Origin of the sequence: Epilithonimonas sp. (assembly GCF_036780765.1) — a bacterium.
Lineage (GTDB): Bacteria > Bacteroidota > Bacteroidia > Flavobacteriales > Weeksellaceae > Epilithonimonas.
The window spans coordinates 519159-534798 of record NZ_DAIQCG010000001.1 but is presented as its reverse complement, the minus strand read 5'-3'; the positions used below and the strand labels follow the sequence as shown (position 1 = coordinate 534798).

The window sequence follows — 15640 nt, the reverse complement described above, 5'->3', positions numbered from 1 at the left end:
CATTTGTTTTGCTCGTTATTTGTAATGGTTTTAAATAACTTTATACAATTATTATCTAAATAAAAATTATAATGAATTACAGAATAGAAAAAGACACGATGGGCGAAGTGCAAGTGCCTGCTGATAAATTTTGGGGTGCGCAAACAGAGCGCTCTAGAAATAATTTCAAAATCGGTCCGGAAGGAAGTATGCCTCGCGAAATCATCGATGCATTTGCTTACCTAAAAAAAGCGGCAGCTTATACCAATGCGGAATTGGGCGTTCTTTCTAATGAAAAAAGAGATGCAATCGGAAAAGTTTGCGACGAAATTCTTGCAGGAGAATTGTATGACCAATTTCCATTAGTGATTTGGCAAACCGGTTCGGGAACACAATCTAATATGAACGTTAACGAGGTTGTTGCCAATAAATCTCACGTAAACGGTGGAGGACAATTAGGCGAAAAAACGGAAGTTCATCCCAATGACGACGTCAACAAATCTCAGTCTTCCAACGATACTTATCCAACAGCGATGCATATTGCAGCTTATACTAAGGTTGTAAAAGACACGCTTCCAGCTTTGGAAAAATTGAGAAATACATTGGATGAAAAAGCGAAAAAATTCCAGAATATTGTAAAAATCGGCAGAACGCACCTTATGGATGCGACGCCTTTGACACTTGGACAAGAATTTTCCGGTTATGTTGCTCAATTGGATTATGCTAAGAAAGCAATTAATAATACGCTTGACCATTTGAAAGAGTTGGCTCTTGGTGGAACTGCGGTTGGAACTGGACTTAACACTCCAAAAGGCTATGATGTTGCGGTTGCTAAATATATTGCAGACTTCACAGGTCTTCCTTTTGTAACGGCTCCAAATAAATTCGAGGCTTTGGCAGCGCACGACGGAATTGTGGAAACTCACGGTGCGTTGAAACAATTGGCGGTTTCTCTTTATAAAATTGCTCAAGATGTTAGATTACTAGCTTCTGGTCCACGTTCTGGAATTGGCGAAATTCACATTCCAGAGAACGAACCTGGTTCTTCTATTATGCCCGGAAAAGTAAATCCTACACAAAACGAAGCTTTGACTATGGTTTGCGCTCAGGTTCTTGGAAATGATACGACTATTTCTTTTGCAGGAACGCAGGGAAATTATGAACTGAATGTTTTCAAACCTGTAATGGCGGCGAACTTCTTGCAATCTGCTCAATTGTTGGCTGATGCGATGATTTCTTTCAACGACCATTGCGCCGTTGGAATTGAGCCAAACAAACCGAGAATCAAAGAATTGGTTGACAAATCATTGATGTTGGTAACTGCGCTTAACACGCACATCGGTTACGAAAACGCAGCGAAAATTGCTAAAACAGCTCACAAAAATGGAACTACTTTGAAAGAAGAAGCGGTTAATCTTGGATTATTGACTGCTGAACAGTTTGACGAGTGGGTGAAACCAGAGGATATGGTTGGAAGTCTTAAATAGATGATAGACTTTTAGACAAACGATAATAGACAGACTCCGAGGTAATGCTCGGAGTTTTTATTTTTATTAAATTTCGCTTATGAATATTGATACAATTCTGGACCAAATTTTCAAACTTCCAGAAAACTCTAAATCCGTTTTAAAGAATTTGATTTCAGAAATTGAGTTACCGAAAGACAGCATTATCATAAAATCCGGAAAAGTTGAGAAAACGATTTATTTTATTAAAAAAGGAATTGTAAGAGCTTTTGTTCCTCAGGAAAGTCAGAATTTGACATTTTGGTTTGGGAAAGAAGGCGACGTGGTTTTGCCGATGAAAAGTTATGTTGATAATCATCAGAATTATGAAAACATTCAGCTTTTGGAAGATTGTGTTTTGTACCAATTGAAAATAAATGATTTGCGAAAACTATTTGAAACAGATATCAATATCGCGAATTGGGGAAGGAAACTAGCAGAGAAAGAATTGGTAAAAACGGAAGAACTATTCATTTCCAGACAGTTCAGAACAGCTAGTCAACGTTATGAAGAGCTTTTGACAAAACAACCCGAGATTATTCAGCGAGTTCAATTGGGTTACATCGCTTCTTATTTAGGAATTACTCAAGTTAGTCTGAGCAGAATCCGAAGTGAAATTTGATTATTTTTTTAACATTTGTAAAAAAATCCTTAGCATCCAATTCGGAAATTTGCATTATTAAAATTGATAAATAAATGAACTGGATTTTTTTAATTCTTGGCGGTCTTTTTGAAGTTGGATTCACATCTTGTTTAGGAAAAGCCAAAGAAACATCAGGAACCGAATCTTACCTTTGGTACGCAGGATTTGGAATATCATTAATTGCAAGTATGCTTCTGTTAATCAAAGCAACACAAACACTTCCGTTGGGAACAGCTTACGCAGTCTGGACGGGAATCGGAGCGGTGGGAACTGTTCTGGTTGGAATTTTTATCTTCAAAGAACCGGCAACATTCTGGCGATTATTTTTTATTTTCACTTTAATTGCTTCCATCGTTGGACTGAAAGCCGTTTCTTCACATTAATAAAAAAGCCTCAGAAATTCTGAGGCTTTATTTTCTGAGAAAATTCTCGCAGATTTCGCAAATTGAGCAGATGAAATTTTAAATAAGCATTATCTGCAACATCAGCGAGATATTAAATTCAACCAACCGAAACTTGGTCTGCAAAATATTGCTCCAAATCTCTCAGCGTTTCCGGTGAAGTTTGGATATCTCTTACCAATTCGCCTTTGTTGATGACTACAATTCTTTCGCAAACTTCTGTCGTGTGAGCCAAATCGTGGCTGGAAATTAGGAATGTAGAATCTGAGTTTTGTGACCAATCTCTGATGAGGTTTTTCAATTTAATTTGTGTTGAAGGGTCAAGATTCGCAAAAGGTTCATCCAAAATAATAATCGCAGGCGTTCCGATTAGCGCTCCGATAATTCCGACTTTTTTCATATTTCCTTTGGAAAGGTCGCGGATGTATTTTTTGGCATTCAGTATTTCTCCGTTGAAAAAATCGTTGAAGTTTTTCAGGAATTCGTCTACATTAGCTTTGCTTTGTCCTCTGAGTTCTCCTAAGAAATAAAAATATTCTTCCGGAGTCAAATAGCCAATCAGAAAAGTTTCATCGATAAACGCACCGACTTTATTTTTCCAATTTTCAGACTCGTTGACTTTCTCTCCGTCAATGGAAACAAATCCTGAACTTGGTTCTATCAAATCCAGAATCAAACTGAATAATGTGGTTTTTCCTGCACCGTTGTTCCCAACCAAACCAATGGTTTGACCTTTTTGGAAATCGAGGTTTTCTATGGATAAGACTTTTTTGGTTTCGTAAACTTTGGAAAGGTTATTTATTGTTATCATTTTTATAGATGTTAGAAGTGAGATTTTAGATGTTAGATTTAATTAACAGAGAATTGCACGCAGCCCGGCTTGAGCGGAAATCCTTTTTGTTTTTTGCAAAAAAAATAAAAAGATTGACTTCGTCGAACCACTTCGTTAGGTTTGGGAGCGGAAGATGGAAATAGCGGCCCAAATTATATTAATTTCCTTTGAATGCTTTGATGGTTGAGTATTTTTCTTTTTTGTACAACTTGACAATAAAATCGAAGAATTTTTCTCTTAGGAAAAAGCCAATCAATCCCAAAACGCCTAAACTTGCTACAGCTGCAGTTGTTCCGAAAAAATATTTTGAAACTCCGAAAACTGCCATTGGCAAAACCATTTGTGGCAAAAGAAGTAGGATATTTTTGAAACTGAAGTTATTTTTCTTTCCCAATGTTTTTCCTCTCGCATTGAGGTCAATCGGGTTTTTGTTAAATGCGCCGGACAACAAAACGACCTGAGAATTGACACCGACATTGTAAAGTCCAGCCGCCAAAAACGTGAAATACAAATCCCAACTCACGAATGCATAACCAACTGCCAAAATCATACTCACGGCCACAGCACTCACAATCATCCACCATTTGGCATTCAGATATTCTTTGTAAGGAACGTTCAGCGTCATCATCAGCGGATAATAGGAACTATCAAAAGAAGGAACTCTTTGCCCGAACAAAAACAGAAATCCACCAGTTACGAAAAGCCCCATAAATAGTTGCATATATGCGGTTTTGTAAGCGGGAGAACTGAACAAAAGCAATCCATAAAACAAGAATAGAAAACTTCCCAAAGCGATAGATTTTGCAGCCTTGCTTCGTTTTATCATTCGGATATCGTTGTTGATAAAAGTTCCAAGAACTCCATATTTATTCAGAAATTGGATGTTTTCTGTTTTGCCAACTTCCTGTTTCATTTCAAGACCTTTGTCAAGATAGAAATTATCGTAAATGAATTTTCTACAGAAACCATAAAGAAGACCAAATATCACAATAGGTATTGCAACCGAATACCAATGGTTATAAAACATCATAAAAAATTGTTCAGAAGCTGATGAAAGCGCAATAATATTGTAGTAATCCAATCCGCCTGCAAGAACCAAAAGTCCACCAATAACCCAAACGGCTAAATCTTTACCATTGAGAAGAATATTAATCAAGTTAATGCTAAAGCTCAGAATAATTACTGCCAAAATCCAAGAGAAACTGCCCAAAACTGAATAACCGTTATAAAGCAAAATTCCTAATAACGGCAGATAAATAAAAAGTCCACCCCAACTGAAAAATGACAGAAACGTCTTGCTAATCATATAATTGACGAGCGTAGTTTTCTTTATGTTCATCGTCAGGAAAGGTTTGATATTCTGTGTTGGCATTTGCTGGAAAAAATATCTCAGGAACAAATCTGCTATCAGCCAATAAATCATAAACTTGCTGATGAATGGCAATGGGTCGATATGCAATTCTTTTTTCGGAAAATAGTACGCTCCGAAAGCTATAAACACAAACATCGCCAGAAAATACAACATTCCCAAAAGCTGGAAAATCTTAACAACAATATTAGTCGCCAAAGAACTGGATCTGAAAAAACTTTTGAATTCTAATCTTATAAATCGTTGCAGCATAGAGATTTCTTTTTTTGTTAAATTTAATGAAATTTAGAATTTGCTAATGTTTATATCTATTAAGTTCGATATTACAGTGAAATGTTACAAATAATTTTGATTTACTAACATTATGTCCCGATAAATGTTAGTTGTTTTCTCATAACTAAAATTATTGAAAGTCATAAAAATTCTATCTTTGTACAATGGCACAGAAAGATACATTATCGAGTTTGATTCACGGTAATTTTGCAAAGGAACTCTCTATTTCAGATGGCAAAATGCCGCCCAATGCTTTGGATTTTGAAAGGATTGTAATCGGAACTTTTCTAATAGACAGAAAAGGGCTTGACCATTCCATCGATTTATTAACGCCTGATGTTTTTTACGACCCAAGGCATCAGACGATTTTCGCATCAATTTTAAAATTGTATGAGAGCAACTCTCCTATCGATTTGATGACGGTGATTCAGGATTTGAAAAAGAATGAAAAACTGAATCTTGCCGGGGGCGACCATTATATCATAGATTTGACAATGGGTGTAAGTTCTTCTGCCCATATAGAATATCACGTGCGTGTGATTTTGGAGAAGTTCATTCTTCGTTCATTGATTAATGTTTCTGCAAATGTTATCGAGAGTTCTTACAAAGAATCAACCGATGTTTTCGAATTGTTGGACAAAGCTGAACAATCTTTTTTTGAAATCACGAACGGAACCATCAAAAAAGGATTCGACACTGCCAATTCATTAGTAAAAGAAGCGATTGACAAAATCAAATCGTTAAAAGATAAAGAAGGTTTATCTGGTGTTCCTTCTGGATTTACAGCCCTTGATAAAGAAACCGGAGGTTGGCAAAACTCTGACCTCATCATTATTGCGGCAAGACCGGCGATGGGAAAAACAGCTTTTATCCTATCGATGGCAAGAAATATTTGCGTGGACCACAATATCCCAATGGCACTTTTCTCTCTGGAGATGGCATCGGTTCAGTTGATTACAAGGATGATTTCTTCTGAAACCGGAATTTCTTCTGAGAAATTAAGAAAAGGTCAAATGTCTGATGATGAGTGGCAAAGGCTCTTCACCAACGTTTCTGCATTAGAAAATGCGCCACTTTATATTGATGAAACACCTTCACTTTCGATATTCGATTTCCGAGCAAAGTGCCGAAGACTGGTCATGCAACACGGCGTGAAGATGATTATGGTCGATTATCTCCAACTGATGACCGCTAGCTCCGGAAAAGGTGGAGGAAACCGTGAGCAAGAGATTTCGATGATTTCTCGTTCCCTAAAAGCCATCGCAAAAGAATTGAACGTTCCTGTAATTGCACTATCTCAGCTTTCCAGAAGTGTGGAAACACGTCCAGGAAAAAGACCAATGCTTTCTGACCTTAGGGAATCCGGAGCAATTGAGCAGGATGCCGATATCGTATCTTTCATCTTCCGACCAGAATATTACAAAATCGCGGTTTGGGATAATGATGAGGATGGTGCCGAAACCAGTACAGAAAATCAAGCAGAGATTATCATCGCTAAACATAGAAATGGTGCAACGGCAGATGTTCGCTTAGCCTTCCATAAGAATATCGGTAAGTTTGCCGACCTTGGAACTAATTACGAATACACGCCTTCTAACTTCGGACAGAAAGATGAACCTTCTGGGTTTGATAGAATTACCATTACAAGTGACCCGCATTCAGCATTTGGATTGCCCAGTAACAATCAAGTTTCCGGCTCAGCGATGAATGATGACGATGATGATATGCCTTTCTAATTTTTTGGTTTGAGTTTAAAAGTCGAAATCTTTACAGACGGTGCGTGCAGTGGAAATCCCGGACCTGGCGGTTACGGAATACTGATGCGTGTACCCGAAAAAAAATATCAGAAAACCTATTCTAAAGGCTTTCGAAAAACCACCAACAACCGAATGGAACTGATGGCGGTGATTGTTGCCTTGGGAAATCTGAGAACGTCTGACAATGATGTGCATATCTATACGGATAGCAAATATGTTGCTGATGCCATTAATCAAAAATGGATTTTCGGATGGATAAAACGAGGCTGGAAAAACGTGAAAAACCCTGACCTTTGGAAAGCTTTCTACAAACTCTATCAGCTTCATCAACCCAAATTTCATTGGATCAAAGGTCACGCCGGTCATCCTGAAAATGAAATCTGTGACCAATTAGCTGTTGCTGCTTCTAAATCTGGAAACTTAGAAATCGATACTTTCTTTGAGAATCCGATTGAAGGCGCAATGTTTTAGGCGTTCCAAAAATCACGATCCAAACTTCTGTACTGTATCGCTTCCGAAATATGATCGCCTTGGATATTTTCTGAGTTTTCCAAATCGGCAATTGTTCTGGCAACCTTCAAAATCCTGTCATAAGCTCTTGCAGAAAGATTGAGCTTTAGCATTGCTGTTTTAAGTAATAATTGTGAATAATCATCCAGTTCGCAATGTTTTTCTATCTCTTTTGGACCCATCTGCGCATTATAATTGATGTCGAGATCTTTATATCTCTCAGTTTGCTTATTTCTTGCTCCAATCACTCTTTCACGGATCTTCAGACTGCTTTCACCTTTTCTTTTTTCAGCTAATTGTTCGTATTCAACCTTTGAAACTTCTATATGGATATCAATCCTGTCTAAAAGAGGTCCCGATAATTTGTTCATATACCGTTGCATTTCCAATGGCGAAGAAGTATTATTAGGATCATCTGGAAAATACCCGCTGGGACTAGGGTTCATACTCGCTACAAGCATAAAACTTGCTGGATATTCGATGGTAAATTTAGCTCGAGAAATTGTAACTACTCTATCTTCCAAAGGCTGTCTCATTACTTCGAGAACTGCACGTTTAAATTCAGGCATTTCATCCAAAAATAAAACGCCATTATGAGCTAAAGAAATCTCACCTGGTTGAGGATAGCTTCCTCCGCCAACAAGTGCTACATCCGAAATGGTATGATGCGGTGAGCGAAAAGGTCTTATTGTCATCAACGAAGTTTCTGCTCCAATTTTTCCAGCTACCGAATGGATTTTTGTAGTTTCCAAAGCTTCTTTCAAGTTTAAAGGTGGAAGAATGCTCGGTAGTCTCTTTGCAATCATCGTTTTTCCACTTCCAGGAGAACCAATCAGAATGATATTATGACCGCCGGCTGCTGCAACTTCCATGGCGCGTTTGGCCGCTTCCTGTCCTTTAACTTCATCAAAGTCAAATGGAAAATGATCTATTTTATCCTGAAATTCTTTCCTTGTATCAATCTCAAACTTCTCTAAAGGGACTTCATCATTAAAAAACTCAATAACTTGTTTGATATTCTCCACCCCGTAAACATCCAGATTGTTTACAATTGCTGCTTCTCTTGCATTTTGTTTTGGAAGAATAATGCCTTTGTAACCATCTTCTCTGGCTTTGATGGCAATTGGTAAAACACCTTTTATCGGCTGAAGTCCGCCATCAAGGGACAATTCTCCCATAATAATGTATTCTCCTAAATTGTCTGCTTTGATCAAATCCGACGCTGCGAGAATCCCCAAAGCAATACTCATATCATAAGCAGAACCTTCTTTCCTAAGATCTGCTGGCGCCATATTAATTGTAATTTTCTTGCCCGGAATTTTGAACCCAGAATTCTTCAAAGCTGCAGAAATCCTGTAACTGCTTTCTTTGATAGCATTATCCGGCAAGCCGACTAAATGATAGCCAACGCCTTGATCTACATTAACTTCTATCGTAATAATCTGAGCAGAAACGCCGTGTATGGCGGCTCCATAAACTTTAACAAGCATTTGTTTTTTATTTGTCTTAAAAATAAAAAAACTCTTTGATAAATACAAAGAGTTGCTAAATTCTTATTGATTTTTTTTTAAAATCACATAAATCTATCGCCTTTTTTAAGATTCTTCAAATCTAGAACATAATCTTTGATAAGCTGATCGTTTTCTCTTGGACAGATTAGTAAGGCTTTTTCTGTATCTACAATAATATAATTTTTCAAACCATCGATTATTGCAGCTTTGTTCTGATTTTTGATTCTGATAACGTTTCCTTTGGAGTTGTAAGTCAACACATTTTTGGAGTTGATGGCGTTATTATCATCATTTTTATCTGCATTGGTGTAAACCGACGTCCAAGTTCCTAGATCGCTCCAGCCAATATTTGCCGGAATTACATAAACATTATCAGCTTTTTCCAAAATCCCGTTGTCTATAGAAATTTTGCTAACGATTGGATAAATCACATCAATGTATTCTTTTTCTGCTGCTGTATTGTATTCGCAACCATTGAATTGGTTGGACATTTCGGGCAAATATTTTGTGAAGGCAGACAAAATGCTTTTTACACGCCACACAAAAATTCCTGCGTTCCAAAGGAAATCTCCAGACTCGATAAAACTTTTAGCTATTTCCAAATTTGGTTTTTCTGTAAACGTTTTAACCTTAGAAATAACTTCATCTTTCTCCGGAATGAATTGGATGTAACCATAACCCGTATCAGGTCTTGTTGGCGTAATTCCTAATGTAATTAAGTAGTCATTTTTAGAAGCCAACTCAAAAGCCAACTCAACTTTATCAAGAAAAGTTTTTTCTTTCAAAATCAAATGATCTGCAGGCATTACAATGATATTAGCCTCATTATTAACATCATGTATTTTTTTTGCCATATAAAGATTACACGCAGAAGTATTTTTCATCGCTGGTTCACCAACGATATTATTTACCGAAACATCTGGTAATTGCTGCTGGGTTAATTCTGTATACTCCTGATTGGTAATAACATAAATATTCTCTGCTGGAATTAACTGACTGATTCTGTCAAAAGTCTGCTGAATCATTGTTCTTCCCGTCCCTAATATATCTTGAAATTGCTTTGGAAATTTCTGGGTACTCATCGGCCAAAAACGGCTTCCAATACCTCCCGCCATTATAACGCAATAATTATTATTCTTCATTTAATGTTAATTTTTCTACTTTCGCTAAAGCACGAAAGAGATATTTTTTTGAGTTTTTCAAGTTAACGCAAAGATATAACTTTTTCTTTTTTTCTAATAACCTGTAACCGTCTCCTTTGTAGTGAAATTCTTCATTAATTAACAAATCCTCAACAAAAACAAAATTATCTTCAGGATTTTCGATATGAAAATAACGAACTAATTCTGGACTTGCCATAAAGTTGGCTTTGGGGTTTTTAGAAAACTTTGCAATAATAGGTTTTAGGTCTTCTGTATAAATATCAATGCTTTCCACAAGCATATCCCGAAAAGTATCCTTCCATTCTTTCCCATGTGCGCTGATTCTGAAATTAAACTTCTCAAAAGCAATAAGATGCGCCAACTCGTGGGTTAATACAAAAAAGAACAATTGTTTATCTAAAGTAGAATTAACTGTTATCTGATGTGATTGGTCTGGCAATTTGCTGTAATCTCCTAATTTGCTGTTTCTATTCTTCGTAATCTTGATATGGATGTAATAATCCGAGAACCACTTTTTCAGAAAAGGAAAAGTATTATCGGGAAGATATTGCTCTAAAGTGTTGATTGACATTAATAAAATTGAATGTTGCACAAAATTAATCATTCCAATCATTTAATACTATTTTATTGGAGGATAATCGGTTTTTTCTTAAATTTCGAATAAATTATGATGTTTGCAAAAGTCGATTTTTTGTTTTTTGTTATTGCTTCTGTTTTCCTGCACAGAAAAAACTGAACAACACAAAGACACAACCAAAAAAAAAGAGCTGAATCCTTTTTATGAAAGGGCTTTTGTTTTGATGGATAAAAATCAGACAGACAGCGCTTTCTATTATTTGAACAAAGGCAAAGATCTTTTCCAAAAGAGAAAAGATAGTTTTGGAATGGCAAAAAGTTTTGTTAATATGGCCATTATCCAAGAAAACACTGGTGATAATTTTGGAAGTATTGAAAGCAGTTTGATAGCCTTAAAATTTCTTAAAGAAAAAGACACTGCACATTATTATTCTCTATTTTGCAATTATAACAATTTGGGGGTTGCTTCCGACAATCTAAAAAATTATAATAATGCAAGGCGCTTCTATAACAAAGCTTTACTTTTTACAAAAGATCCTATTGATAAATTGATGTTATTCAATAATTTGGCAATTGCGCATCATAATGAAAAAGATTTTGCCAAAGCGATTTCTATTTACAAAAAACTCATTGACAGTATTGGTTCAAAAAGTGAGTTTTATCCACGACTTTTACTCAATTATTCCAGATCCAAATGGTTTCAAAATAATAATTACAATCCTGTTAATAATTATTTACAAGCAGAAAAGCTAAGCAAGAATTGGGACGATGATTGGGACAAAGATGCAGCTTACGCTTATCTAGCGGCTTATTATCTCAATAAAAAACCAGACTCCGCCAAGTTTTATGCAAAAAAAATGCGGACACTTGCTAAAAAATTACAATATCCTGCAGATGAGTTAGAAGCTTTAAAAACCTTAATAAAATCATCAGACGGAACTGAGGCACAGCACTATTTTGAACAATATTCCAAAACACAAGATAGTTTGGTTAATGCGCAGAACAAAGCCAAAAACCAATTTGCACTGATCCGTTTTGATAGTGAAAAGGCTAAAACCGAAAATCTAATTCTTCAAAAAGAACACGCTTCTCACGACTATCAGGTTCAGATTCAAAAAATAATCATCAGTGTTCTGATTTCAGTTTTCATCATCATTGTAGTTATCTCATATTTTTGGATCAAAAAAAGACGAGAAAGATTACTATTAGAATCCAATAATAAGCTACAAGAACAGAGATTAGATTTATCAAAAAGAGTTCACGATGTTGTAGCGAATGGGATTTATGAAGTTATGACAACGATCGAAAATCAAAAAGATTTGCCAAAAGAAAAACTCTTGGATAAGTTGGAATTGATGTACGAAAAATCCCGAGATTTGTCTTATGATGATAACACTCAGCAAGATTTTCAGGATAAAATTTTTGGATTGGTAAGCTCTTTTGACAATGATGAAACAAAAATTATTATCATTGGAAACGACTCCGATTTTTGGGATAATTTAAGTTCAAAATTCAAAGAAGAGATCTATCAGATTATTCGAGAATTACTCGTTAATATGAAAAAGCACAGTTCTGCGACACAGATTATTTTAAGATTCAGTCAAGAGAATCATAATTATGAAATTGTTTATTCTGATAATGGGGTTGGATTACCGAAAAATTTCGTTGAAAAGAACGGATTCAACAATATAAAATCTCGCTTGAAAGAAATAAATTCAGACTTGATTATAGAAAAAAATCATTCAGGAGGTTTAAAATTATCAATAAAACATTGTTTTTATGTTCAGTAAAATATTAATTGCAGAAGATCACGAAAGTAGCAATTTCTCTGTCCAAAAAGTATTGGAAGATTTACAAATTCCTAATGTAGATCACGTTTATTATTGCGATGATGCTCTTGAACAATTGAAAAAAACATTGGCTATAGGATCTCCTTATGAAGTTCTGATTACCGATCTTTCTTTTGAAGAGGACCATAAAAAACAAATGATAAAAGATGGTCGGGAGTTGATAAAATGTTGTCGGGATTTATACCCAGAACTGAAAGTGATTGTTTTTTCTGGAGAACACAGGATTGGTGTTATTGATTTGCTATTCAAAGAGTTTGGCATTAATGCTTATGTAAAAAAAGCAAGATCTGATTCTAAAGAATTAAAAAAAGCAATAGAAGCAGTTTACAACGGAAACACTTACTTTTCTCATGATTTAAAACTTCCTACAAAAAGTGCTAACACAATAGAATTCAGTAATTATGATATTATTTTATTGAAATTATTATCGGACGGAATTTTACAAAAAAATATTCCCAAAAAACTACAAGAGCAGAATATCTATCCCAACAGTTTGAGTAGCGTAGAAAAAAGAATTAATATGATGAAGCTGTCATTAGCCGTGAAAAATACCGAAGAATTAATTGCTTCCAGCAAGAATATTGGAATAATTTAAGAAAAAAGTAATTTTTATTGAATTTTACGGTTTTCCCGTAAAGAAATGTGATTTTATGTAATTAATTTTGCAACAGATTAATAACCGTAAAAACACAAATCAAGAATACTTTCATTTTTCAGAAAGAGTCTAAAGTGCAACTTCAGGCTCTTTTATTATGCTCTAAACATTTCTGTATGAGGAAGATTATCTTCCAAATATTTCTTCTCAGTTTCTTTAAAACCAAATCCAGAATAAAACTTCAATAAATAATCCTGAGCAGAAATCCGCACTTCAGTAGTTCGGAATCTATTCTCAATAACATCAACAGCGTAAGCAATCAGTTGTTTTCCTAAACCTGTTCCTCTTCCTTTTTCTGTAGTAATTACTCTTCCAATGGACGTTTCCGCATATTTGATTCCTTTGTCAAAAATTCTGCAGTAAGCCAAAACTTTGCCTTCTTTTTCTGCCCAAAGATGAATCGCTTTTTGGTCATAATTGTCCAAATCTGGGTAAGGACAATTTTGCTCTACTACAAAAACATTGATTCTGGCTTTGATGATTTCGTAAAGTTCTGTCGTATCTAGCTCAGAAAACGTCTTGATTTTCCAAACTACACTAGTCATCGAATCTGATTTTATTTTTAGCCAAAAAAGCATTGGTCTGTTCGATATACTTCAAAATCTCATCGGTACCGGTTTTCTTTTCCGCAGATGTCACATAAATATCAGGAAGTTCTTCCCAAGTTTGCAACAGTTCATTTTTATAGATTTCTACATTTCTGTCTGCTGCACCAGATTTCAGTTTATCCGCTTTTGTAAAAACGATGGAAAAAGGAACACTGCTTTCGCCAAGCCATTGCATAAATTCCATATCGATTTTCTGTGGTGTATGACGGGCATCAACCAAAACAAAAAGATTGACAAGATTTTTTCTGTTGAGGATATAATTGGTAATCAATTTCTCAAAATCCTTTCTTTGGCTTTTAGAAACTCGCGCATAACCGTAACCTGGAAGATCGGTAAGCGACCAAGTTTCATTAACCAAAAAATTATTGATTAATTGGGTTTTTCCTGGTGTTTGGGAAGTTTTTGCAAGGTCTTTATGATTCATCATCGCATTGATGAGAGAAGATTTTCCAACATTGGAACGTCCGATGAAAGCATATTCTGGCATTGTCGGTTCTGGACAATCCTGCCATTTCTGACTGCTTTTTACAAATTCTGCGGTTTTGATTACCATATTTTTATAATTTAAAAACCATTAAGAATCCAATTTATTTAAAATAATTCAAATTCTTAATGGTCTGAAAAGTTTTTATTAATTAATTGGTTTACATCACTTTCTGCAACCAAGTATAAAGAATCTCATTGAACTCATCCGGCTTTTCCATCATCGCAGCGTGCCCACATTTGTCGATCCAATGCAATTCGGAATTGGGGATGAATTTGTGCATATCTTCTGCCACTTCCGGCGGAGTTACATTATCTTGTTTTCCCCAGATGATACAAGTCGGACAAGTGATTTTCGGAAGGTCGTTAAGCATATTATGTTTGATAGCACTCCTTGCCAACATCACGGTTTTGATGCCTTTCATTCTGTCATTCACCACCGCAAAAACTTCATCTACCAACTCATCTGTCGCTACAATAGGGTCGTAGAAAACATCTTGAGTTTTTTTCTTGATATAATCTTTATCACTTTTTCTCGGGAAACTGTCTCCAAAAGTTCTTTCGTACAAACCAGAACTTCCTGTTAAGACAAGATTTTTCACTAATTCTGGACGAGAGGTTGTTAAAATCAATCCGATATGTCCGCCCATAGAATTACCAACAATTGTTACTGGTTTCCCAATAACGTCTGTAATGAACTTAGCAACAAACTTAGAAATTGAAGCCAAATTGGTATTCAGAATTGGTAAATCGTAGATAGGCAACTGTGGCACAAAGACCTGGTAACCTTTATCCGAAAAGAATTTAATCATCTTATCGAAGTTGCTCAATCCACCCATTAGTCCGTGCAGAAGCACCATTGGATGACCTTCACCCGCTTCTACATAACTATATTTCGTGTCCTTTTTTGTCTTAAAAATCATAATGCTCTTTCGATAACGCGCAAAAATACAAATAAAAGAATTATTTTTTTATTTTAATCCTACTAATGTGGTCAAAATTAAATTATTTTAACACTGATGTCAAATTATTGATATGGTTATAATAATATTTTAATATTCGATTATTATTTCAAAGCAATCTGTCTTTTCGCTTCTCCAACAACAAACGCCACAGAATTAGCAATATTGAAGCTTCGTATCAACTTTGACATTGGAATGGTCAAATGATTTTCGAATAAATCCAAAACCTCTTGACTTAGTCCACGACTTTCTTTTCCAAAAACGAGCCAATCTCCATCTTGGAATTCATTTTCATATATAGAATTGGTTGCGTGCGAACTCATTAGGAAAACTCGGGATTTATCTGGAATTACATTCATCCATTCCTCCACGTTTTGATATTCTGTAACATTCAGATGAACCCAATAATCTAAGCCAGAACGCTTCAAATTAGCATCATTAATGACAAATCCGAACGGATGAATCAAGTGCAACTTACTTTCTGTCCCTACGCATAAACGACCAATATTTCCTGTATTATTAGGAATTTCTGGTTCTACTAAAACTACATTTAACATTTTGAA

General features: G+C 35.5%; 16 protein-coding genes. 7 read left to right on the top strand and 9 right to left on the bottom strand.

Annotation, left to right across the window (positions count from 1 at the left end):
- Nucleotides 1–71: 71 nt before the first annotated feature.
- The 3 genes from fumC to V7P73_RS02555 all read left to right on the top strand — a co-directional run bounded on the left by fumC (nucleotide 72) and on the right by V7P73_RS02555 (nucleotide 2510).
- Nucleotides 72–1466 carry a class II fumarate hydratase gene (gene fumC, locus V7P73_RS02565; protein WP_333851220.1) on the top strand — a complete coding sequence of 465 codons (1395 nt, stop codon included), beginning with the start codon at nucleotides 72–74 and terminating at the stop codon, nucleotides 1464–1466.
- 79 nt (nucleotides 1467–1545) lie between these two features.
- On the top strand, nucleotides 1546–2106 hold the full coding sequence (locus V7P73_RS02560) for a Crp/Fnr family transcriptional regulator (RefSeq protein ID WP_333851219.1): 561 nt from the start codon (nucleotides 1546–1548) through the stop codon (nucleotides 2104–2106).
- Between the two features lie 74 nt (nucleotides 2107–2180).
- Nucleotides 2181–2510 carry a DMT family transporter gene (locus V7P73_RS02555; protein WP_089873615.1) on the top strand — a complete coding sequence of 110 codons (330 nt, stop codon included), beginning with the start codon at nucleotides 2181–2183 and terminating at the stop codon, nucleotides 2508–2510.
- Nucleotides 2511–2628: 118 nt separating this feature from the next.
- Here the strand turns inward: V7P73_RS02555 and V7P73_RS02550 are convergent, their stop codons facing one another.
- Both V7P73_RS02550 and V7P73_RS02545 read right to left on the bottom strand, forming a co-directional pair.
- The gene (locus tag V7P73_RS02550) at nucleotides 2629–3339 is read right to left on the bottom strand and encodes an ABC transporter ATP-binding protein (protein WP_333851217.1); all 711 of its coding nucleotides are present in this window, start codon (nucleotides 3337–3339) and stop codon (nucleotides 2629–2631) included.
- 178 nt (nucleotides 3340–3517) lie between these two features.
- A complete protein-coding gene (locus V7P73_RS02545) occupies nucleotides 3518–4981 on the bottom strand; it encodes a DUF5687 family protein (protein ID WP_333851215.1) in 1464 nt (487 codons plus the stop codon).
- Nucleotides 4982–5166: 185 nt separating this feature from the next.
- On the opposite strand from V7P73_RS02545, the gene dnaB reads away from it, so the two are divergent.
- Complete coding sequence (gene dnaB, locus V7P73_RS02540; protein WP_333851213.1) at nucleotides 5167–6738, top strand: replicative DNA helicase; 1572 nt, start codon at nucleotides 5167–5169, stop codon at nucleotides 6736–6738.
- A gap of 9 nt (nucleotides 6739–6747) precedes the next feature.
- A complete protein-coding gene (gene rnhA / locus V7P73_RS02535) occupies nucleotides 6748–7230 on the top strand; it encodes a ribonuclease HI (protein WP_333851212.1) in 483 nt (160 codons plus the stop codon).
- Here the strand turns inward: rnhA and V7P73_RS02530 are convergent.
- The 3 genes from V7P73_RS02530 to V7P73_RS02520 are packed head-to-tail and all read right to left on the bottom strand — an operon-like array spanning nucleotide 7227 to nucleotide 10514.
- Nucleotides 7227–8783, bottom strand: coding sequence for a YifB family Mg chelatase-like AAA ATPase (locus V7P73_RS02530; protein WP_333851542.1), 1557 nt, complete (start codon nucleotides 8781–8783; stop codon nucleotides 7227–7229). The genes rnhA and V7P73_RS02530 overlap by 4 nt on opposite strands.
- A gap of 59 nt (nucleotides 8784–8842) precedes the next feature.
- A complete protein-coding gene (locus V7P73_RS02525; protein ID WP_333851210.1) occupies nucleotides 8843–9922 on the bottom strand; it encodes a mannose-1-phosphate guanylyltransferase in 1080 nt (359 codons plus the stop codon).
- Nucleotides 9912–10514 (bottom strand): SprT-like domain-containing protein, encoded by a 603-nt coding sequence (locus V7P73_RS02520; protein WP_333851208.1) that lies wholly within the window; start codon nucleotides 10512–10514, stop codon nucleotides 9912–9914. The genes V7P73_RS02525 and V7P73_RS02520 overlap by 11 nt, the downstream gene beginning before the upstream one ends.
- 229 nt (nucleotides 10515–10743) lie before the next feature.
- Here V7P73_RS02520 and V7P73_RS02515 point away from each other — a divergent pair, with 229 nt between their 5' ends.
- Together V7P73_RS02515 and V7P73_RS02510 are read left to right on the top strand one after the other, a co-directional pair.
- Entirely contained in the window at nucleotides 10744–12309 is a 1566-nt protein-coding gene (locus V7P73_RS02515; protein ID WP_333851206.1) for an ATP-binding protein, read from the top strand.
- Nucleotides 12299–12964 (top strand): response regulator, encoded by a 666-nt coding sequence (locus V7P73_RS02510; RefSeq protein WP_333851204.1) that lies wholly within the window; start codon nucleotides 12299–12301, stop codon nucleotides 12962–12964. Before V7P73_RS02515 ends, V7P73_RS02510 begins: the two co-directional genes overlap by 11 nt.
- A gap of 155 nt (nucleotides 12965–13119) precedes the next feature.
- On the opposite strand, the gene V7P73_RS02505 is transcribed toward V7P73_RS02510, so the two are convergent.
- The 4 genes from V7P73_RS02505 to V7P73_RS02490 form a co-directional block, all read right to left on the bottom strand.
- On the bottom strand, nucleotides 13120–13569 hold the full coding sequence (locus V7P73_RS02505; RefSeq protein WP_333851202.1) for a GNAT family N-acetyltransferase: 450 nt from the start codon (nucleotides 13567–13569) through the stop codon (nucleotides 13120–13122).
- Complete coding sequence (yihA, locus tag V7P73_RS02500) at nucleotides 13562–14185, bottom strand: ribosome biogenesis GTP-binding protein YihA/YsxC (RefSeq protein WP_333851200.1); 624 nt, start codon at nucleotides 14183–14185, stop codon at nucleotides 13562–13564. The genes V7P73_RS02505 and yihA overlap by 8 nt, the downstream gene beginning before the upstream one ends.
- 91 nt (nucleotides 14186–14276) lie before the next feature.
- Entirely contained in the window at nucleotides 14277–15038 is a 762-nt protein-coding gene (locus V7P73_RS02495) for an alpha/beta fold hydrolase (protein WP_333851198.1), read from the bottom strand.
- A gap of 143 nt (nucleotides 15039–15181) precedes the next feature.
- A complete protein-coding gene (locus V7P73_RS02490; protein WP_333851196.1) occupies nucleotides 15182–15634 on the bottom strand; it encodes a tRNA (cytidine(34)-2'-O)-methyltransferase in 453 nt (150 codons plus the stop codon).
- Between the last annotated feature and the right edge of the window lie 6 nt (nucleotides 15635–15640).

Excerpts from the sequence above, each read along its gene's own strand:
- V7P73_RS02515 (WP_333851206.1), top strand. The coding sequence starts at position 10,744 with ATGGATAAAAATCAGACAGACAGCGCTTTCTATTATTTGAACAAAGGC.
- yihA (WP_333851200.1), bottom strand. The coding sequence starts at position 14,185 with ATGGTAATCAAAACCGCAGAATTTGTAAAAAGCAGTCAGAAATGGCAG.
- fumC (WP_333851220.1), top strand. The coding sequence starts at position 72 with ATGAATTACAGAATAGAAAAAGACACGATGGGCGAAGTGCAAGTGCCT.
- V7P73_RS02520 (WP_333851208.1), bottom strand. The coding sequence starts at position 10,514 with ATGTCAATCAACACTTTAGAGCAATATCTTCCCGATAATACTTTTCCT.
- V7P73_RS02545 (WP_333851215.1), bottom strand. The coding sequence starts at position 4,981 with ATGCTGCAACGATTTATAAGATTAGAATTCAAAAGTTTTTTCAGATCC.
- V7P73_RS02490 (WP_333851196.1), bottom strand. The coding sequence starts at position 15,634 with ATGTTAAATGTAGTTTTAGTAGAACCAGAAATTCCTAATAATACAGGA.
- V7P73_RS02505 (WP_333851202.1), bottom strand. The coding sequence starts at position 13,569 with ATGACTAGTGTAGTTTGGAAAATCAAGACGTTTTCTGAGCTAGATACG.
- V7P73_RS02525 (WP_333851210.1), bottom strand. The coding sequence starts at position 9,922 with ATGAAGAATAATAATTATTGCGTTATAATGGCGGGAGGTATTGGAAGC.
- V7P73_RS02510 (WP_333851204.1), top strand. The coding sequence starts at position 12,299 with ATGTTCAGTAAAATATTAATTGCAGAAGATCACGAAAGTAGCAATTTC.
- dnaB (WP_333851213.1), top strand. The coding sequence starts at position 5,167 with ATGGCACAGAAAGATACATTATCGAGTTTGATTCACGGTAATTTTGCA.
- V7P73_RS02555 (WP_089873615.1), top strand. The coding sequence starts at position 2,181 with ATGAACTGGATTTTTTTAATTCTTGGCGGTCTTTTTGAAGTTGGATTC.
- V7P73_RS02560 (WP_333851219.1), top strand. The coding sequence starts at position 1,546 with ATGAATATTGATACAATTCTGGACCAAATTTTCAAACTTCCAGAAAAC.
- V7P73_RS02550 (WP_333851217.1), bottom strand. The coding sequence starts at position 3,339 with ATGATAACAATAAATAACCTTTCCAAAGTTTACGAAACCAAAAAAGTC.
- V7P73_RS02495 (WP_333851198.1), bottom strand. The coding sequence starts at position 15,038 with ATGATTTTTAAGACAAAAAAGGACACGAAATATAGTTATGTAGAAGCG.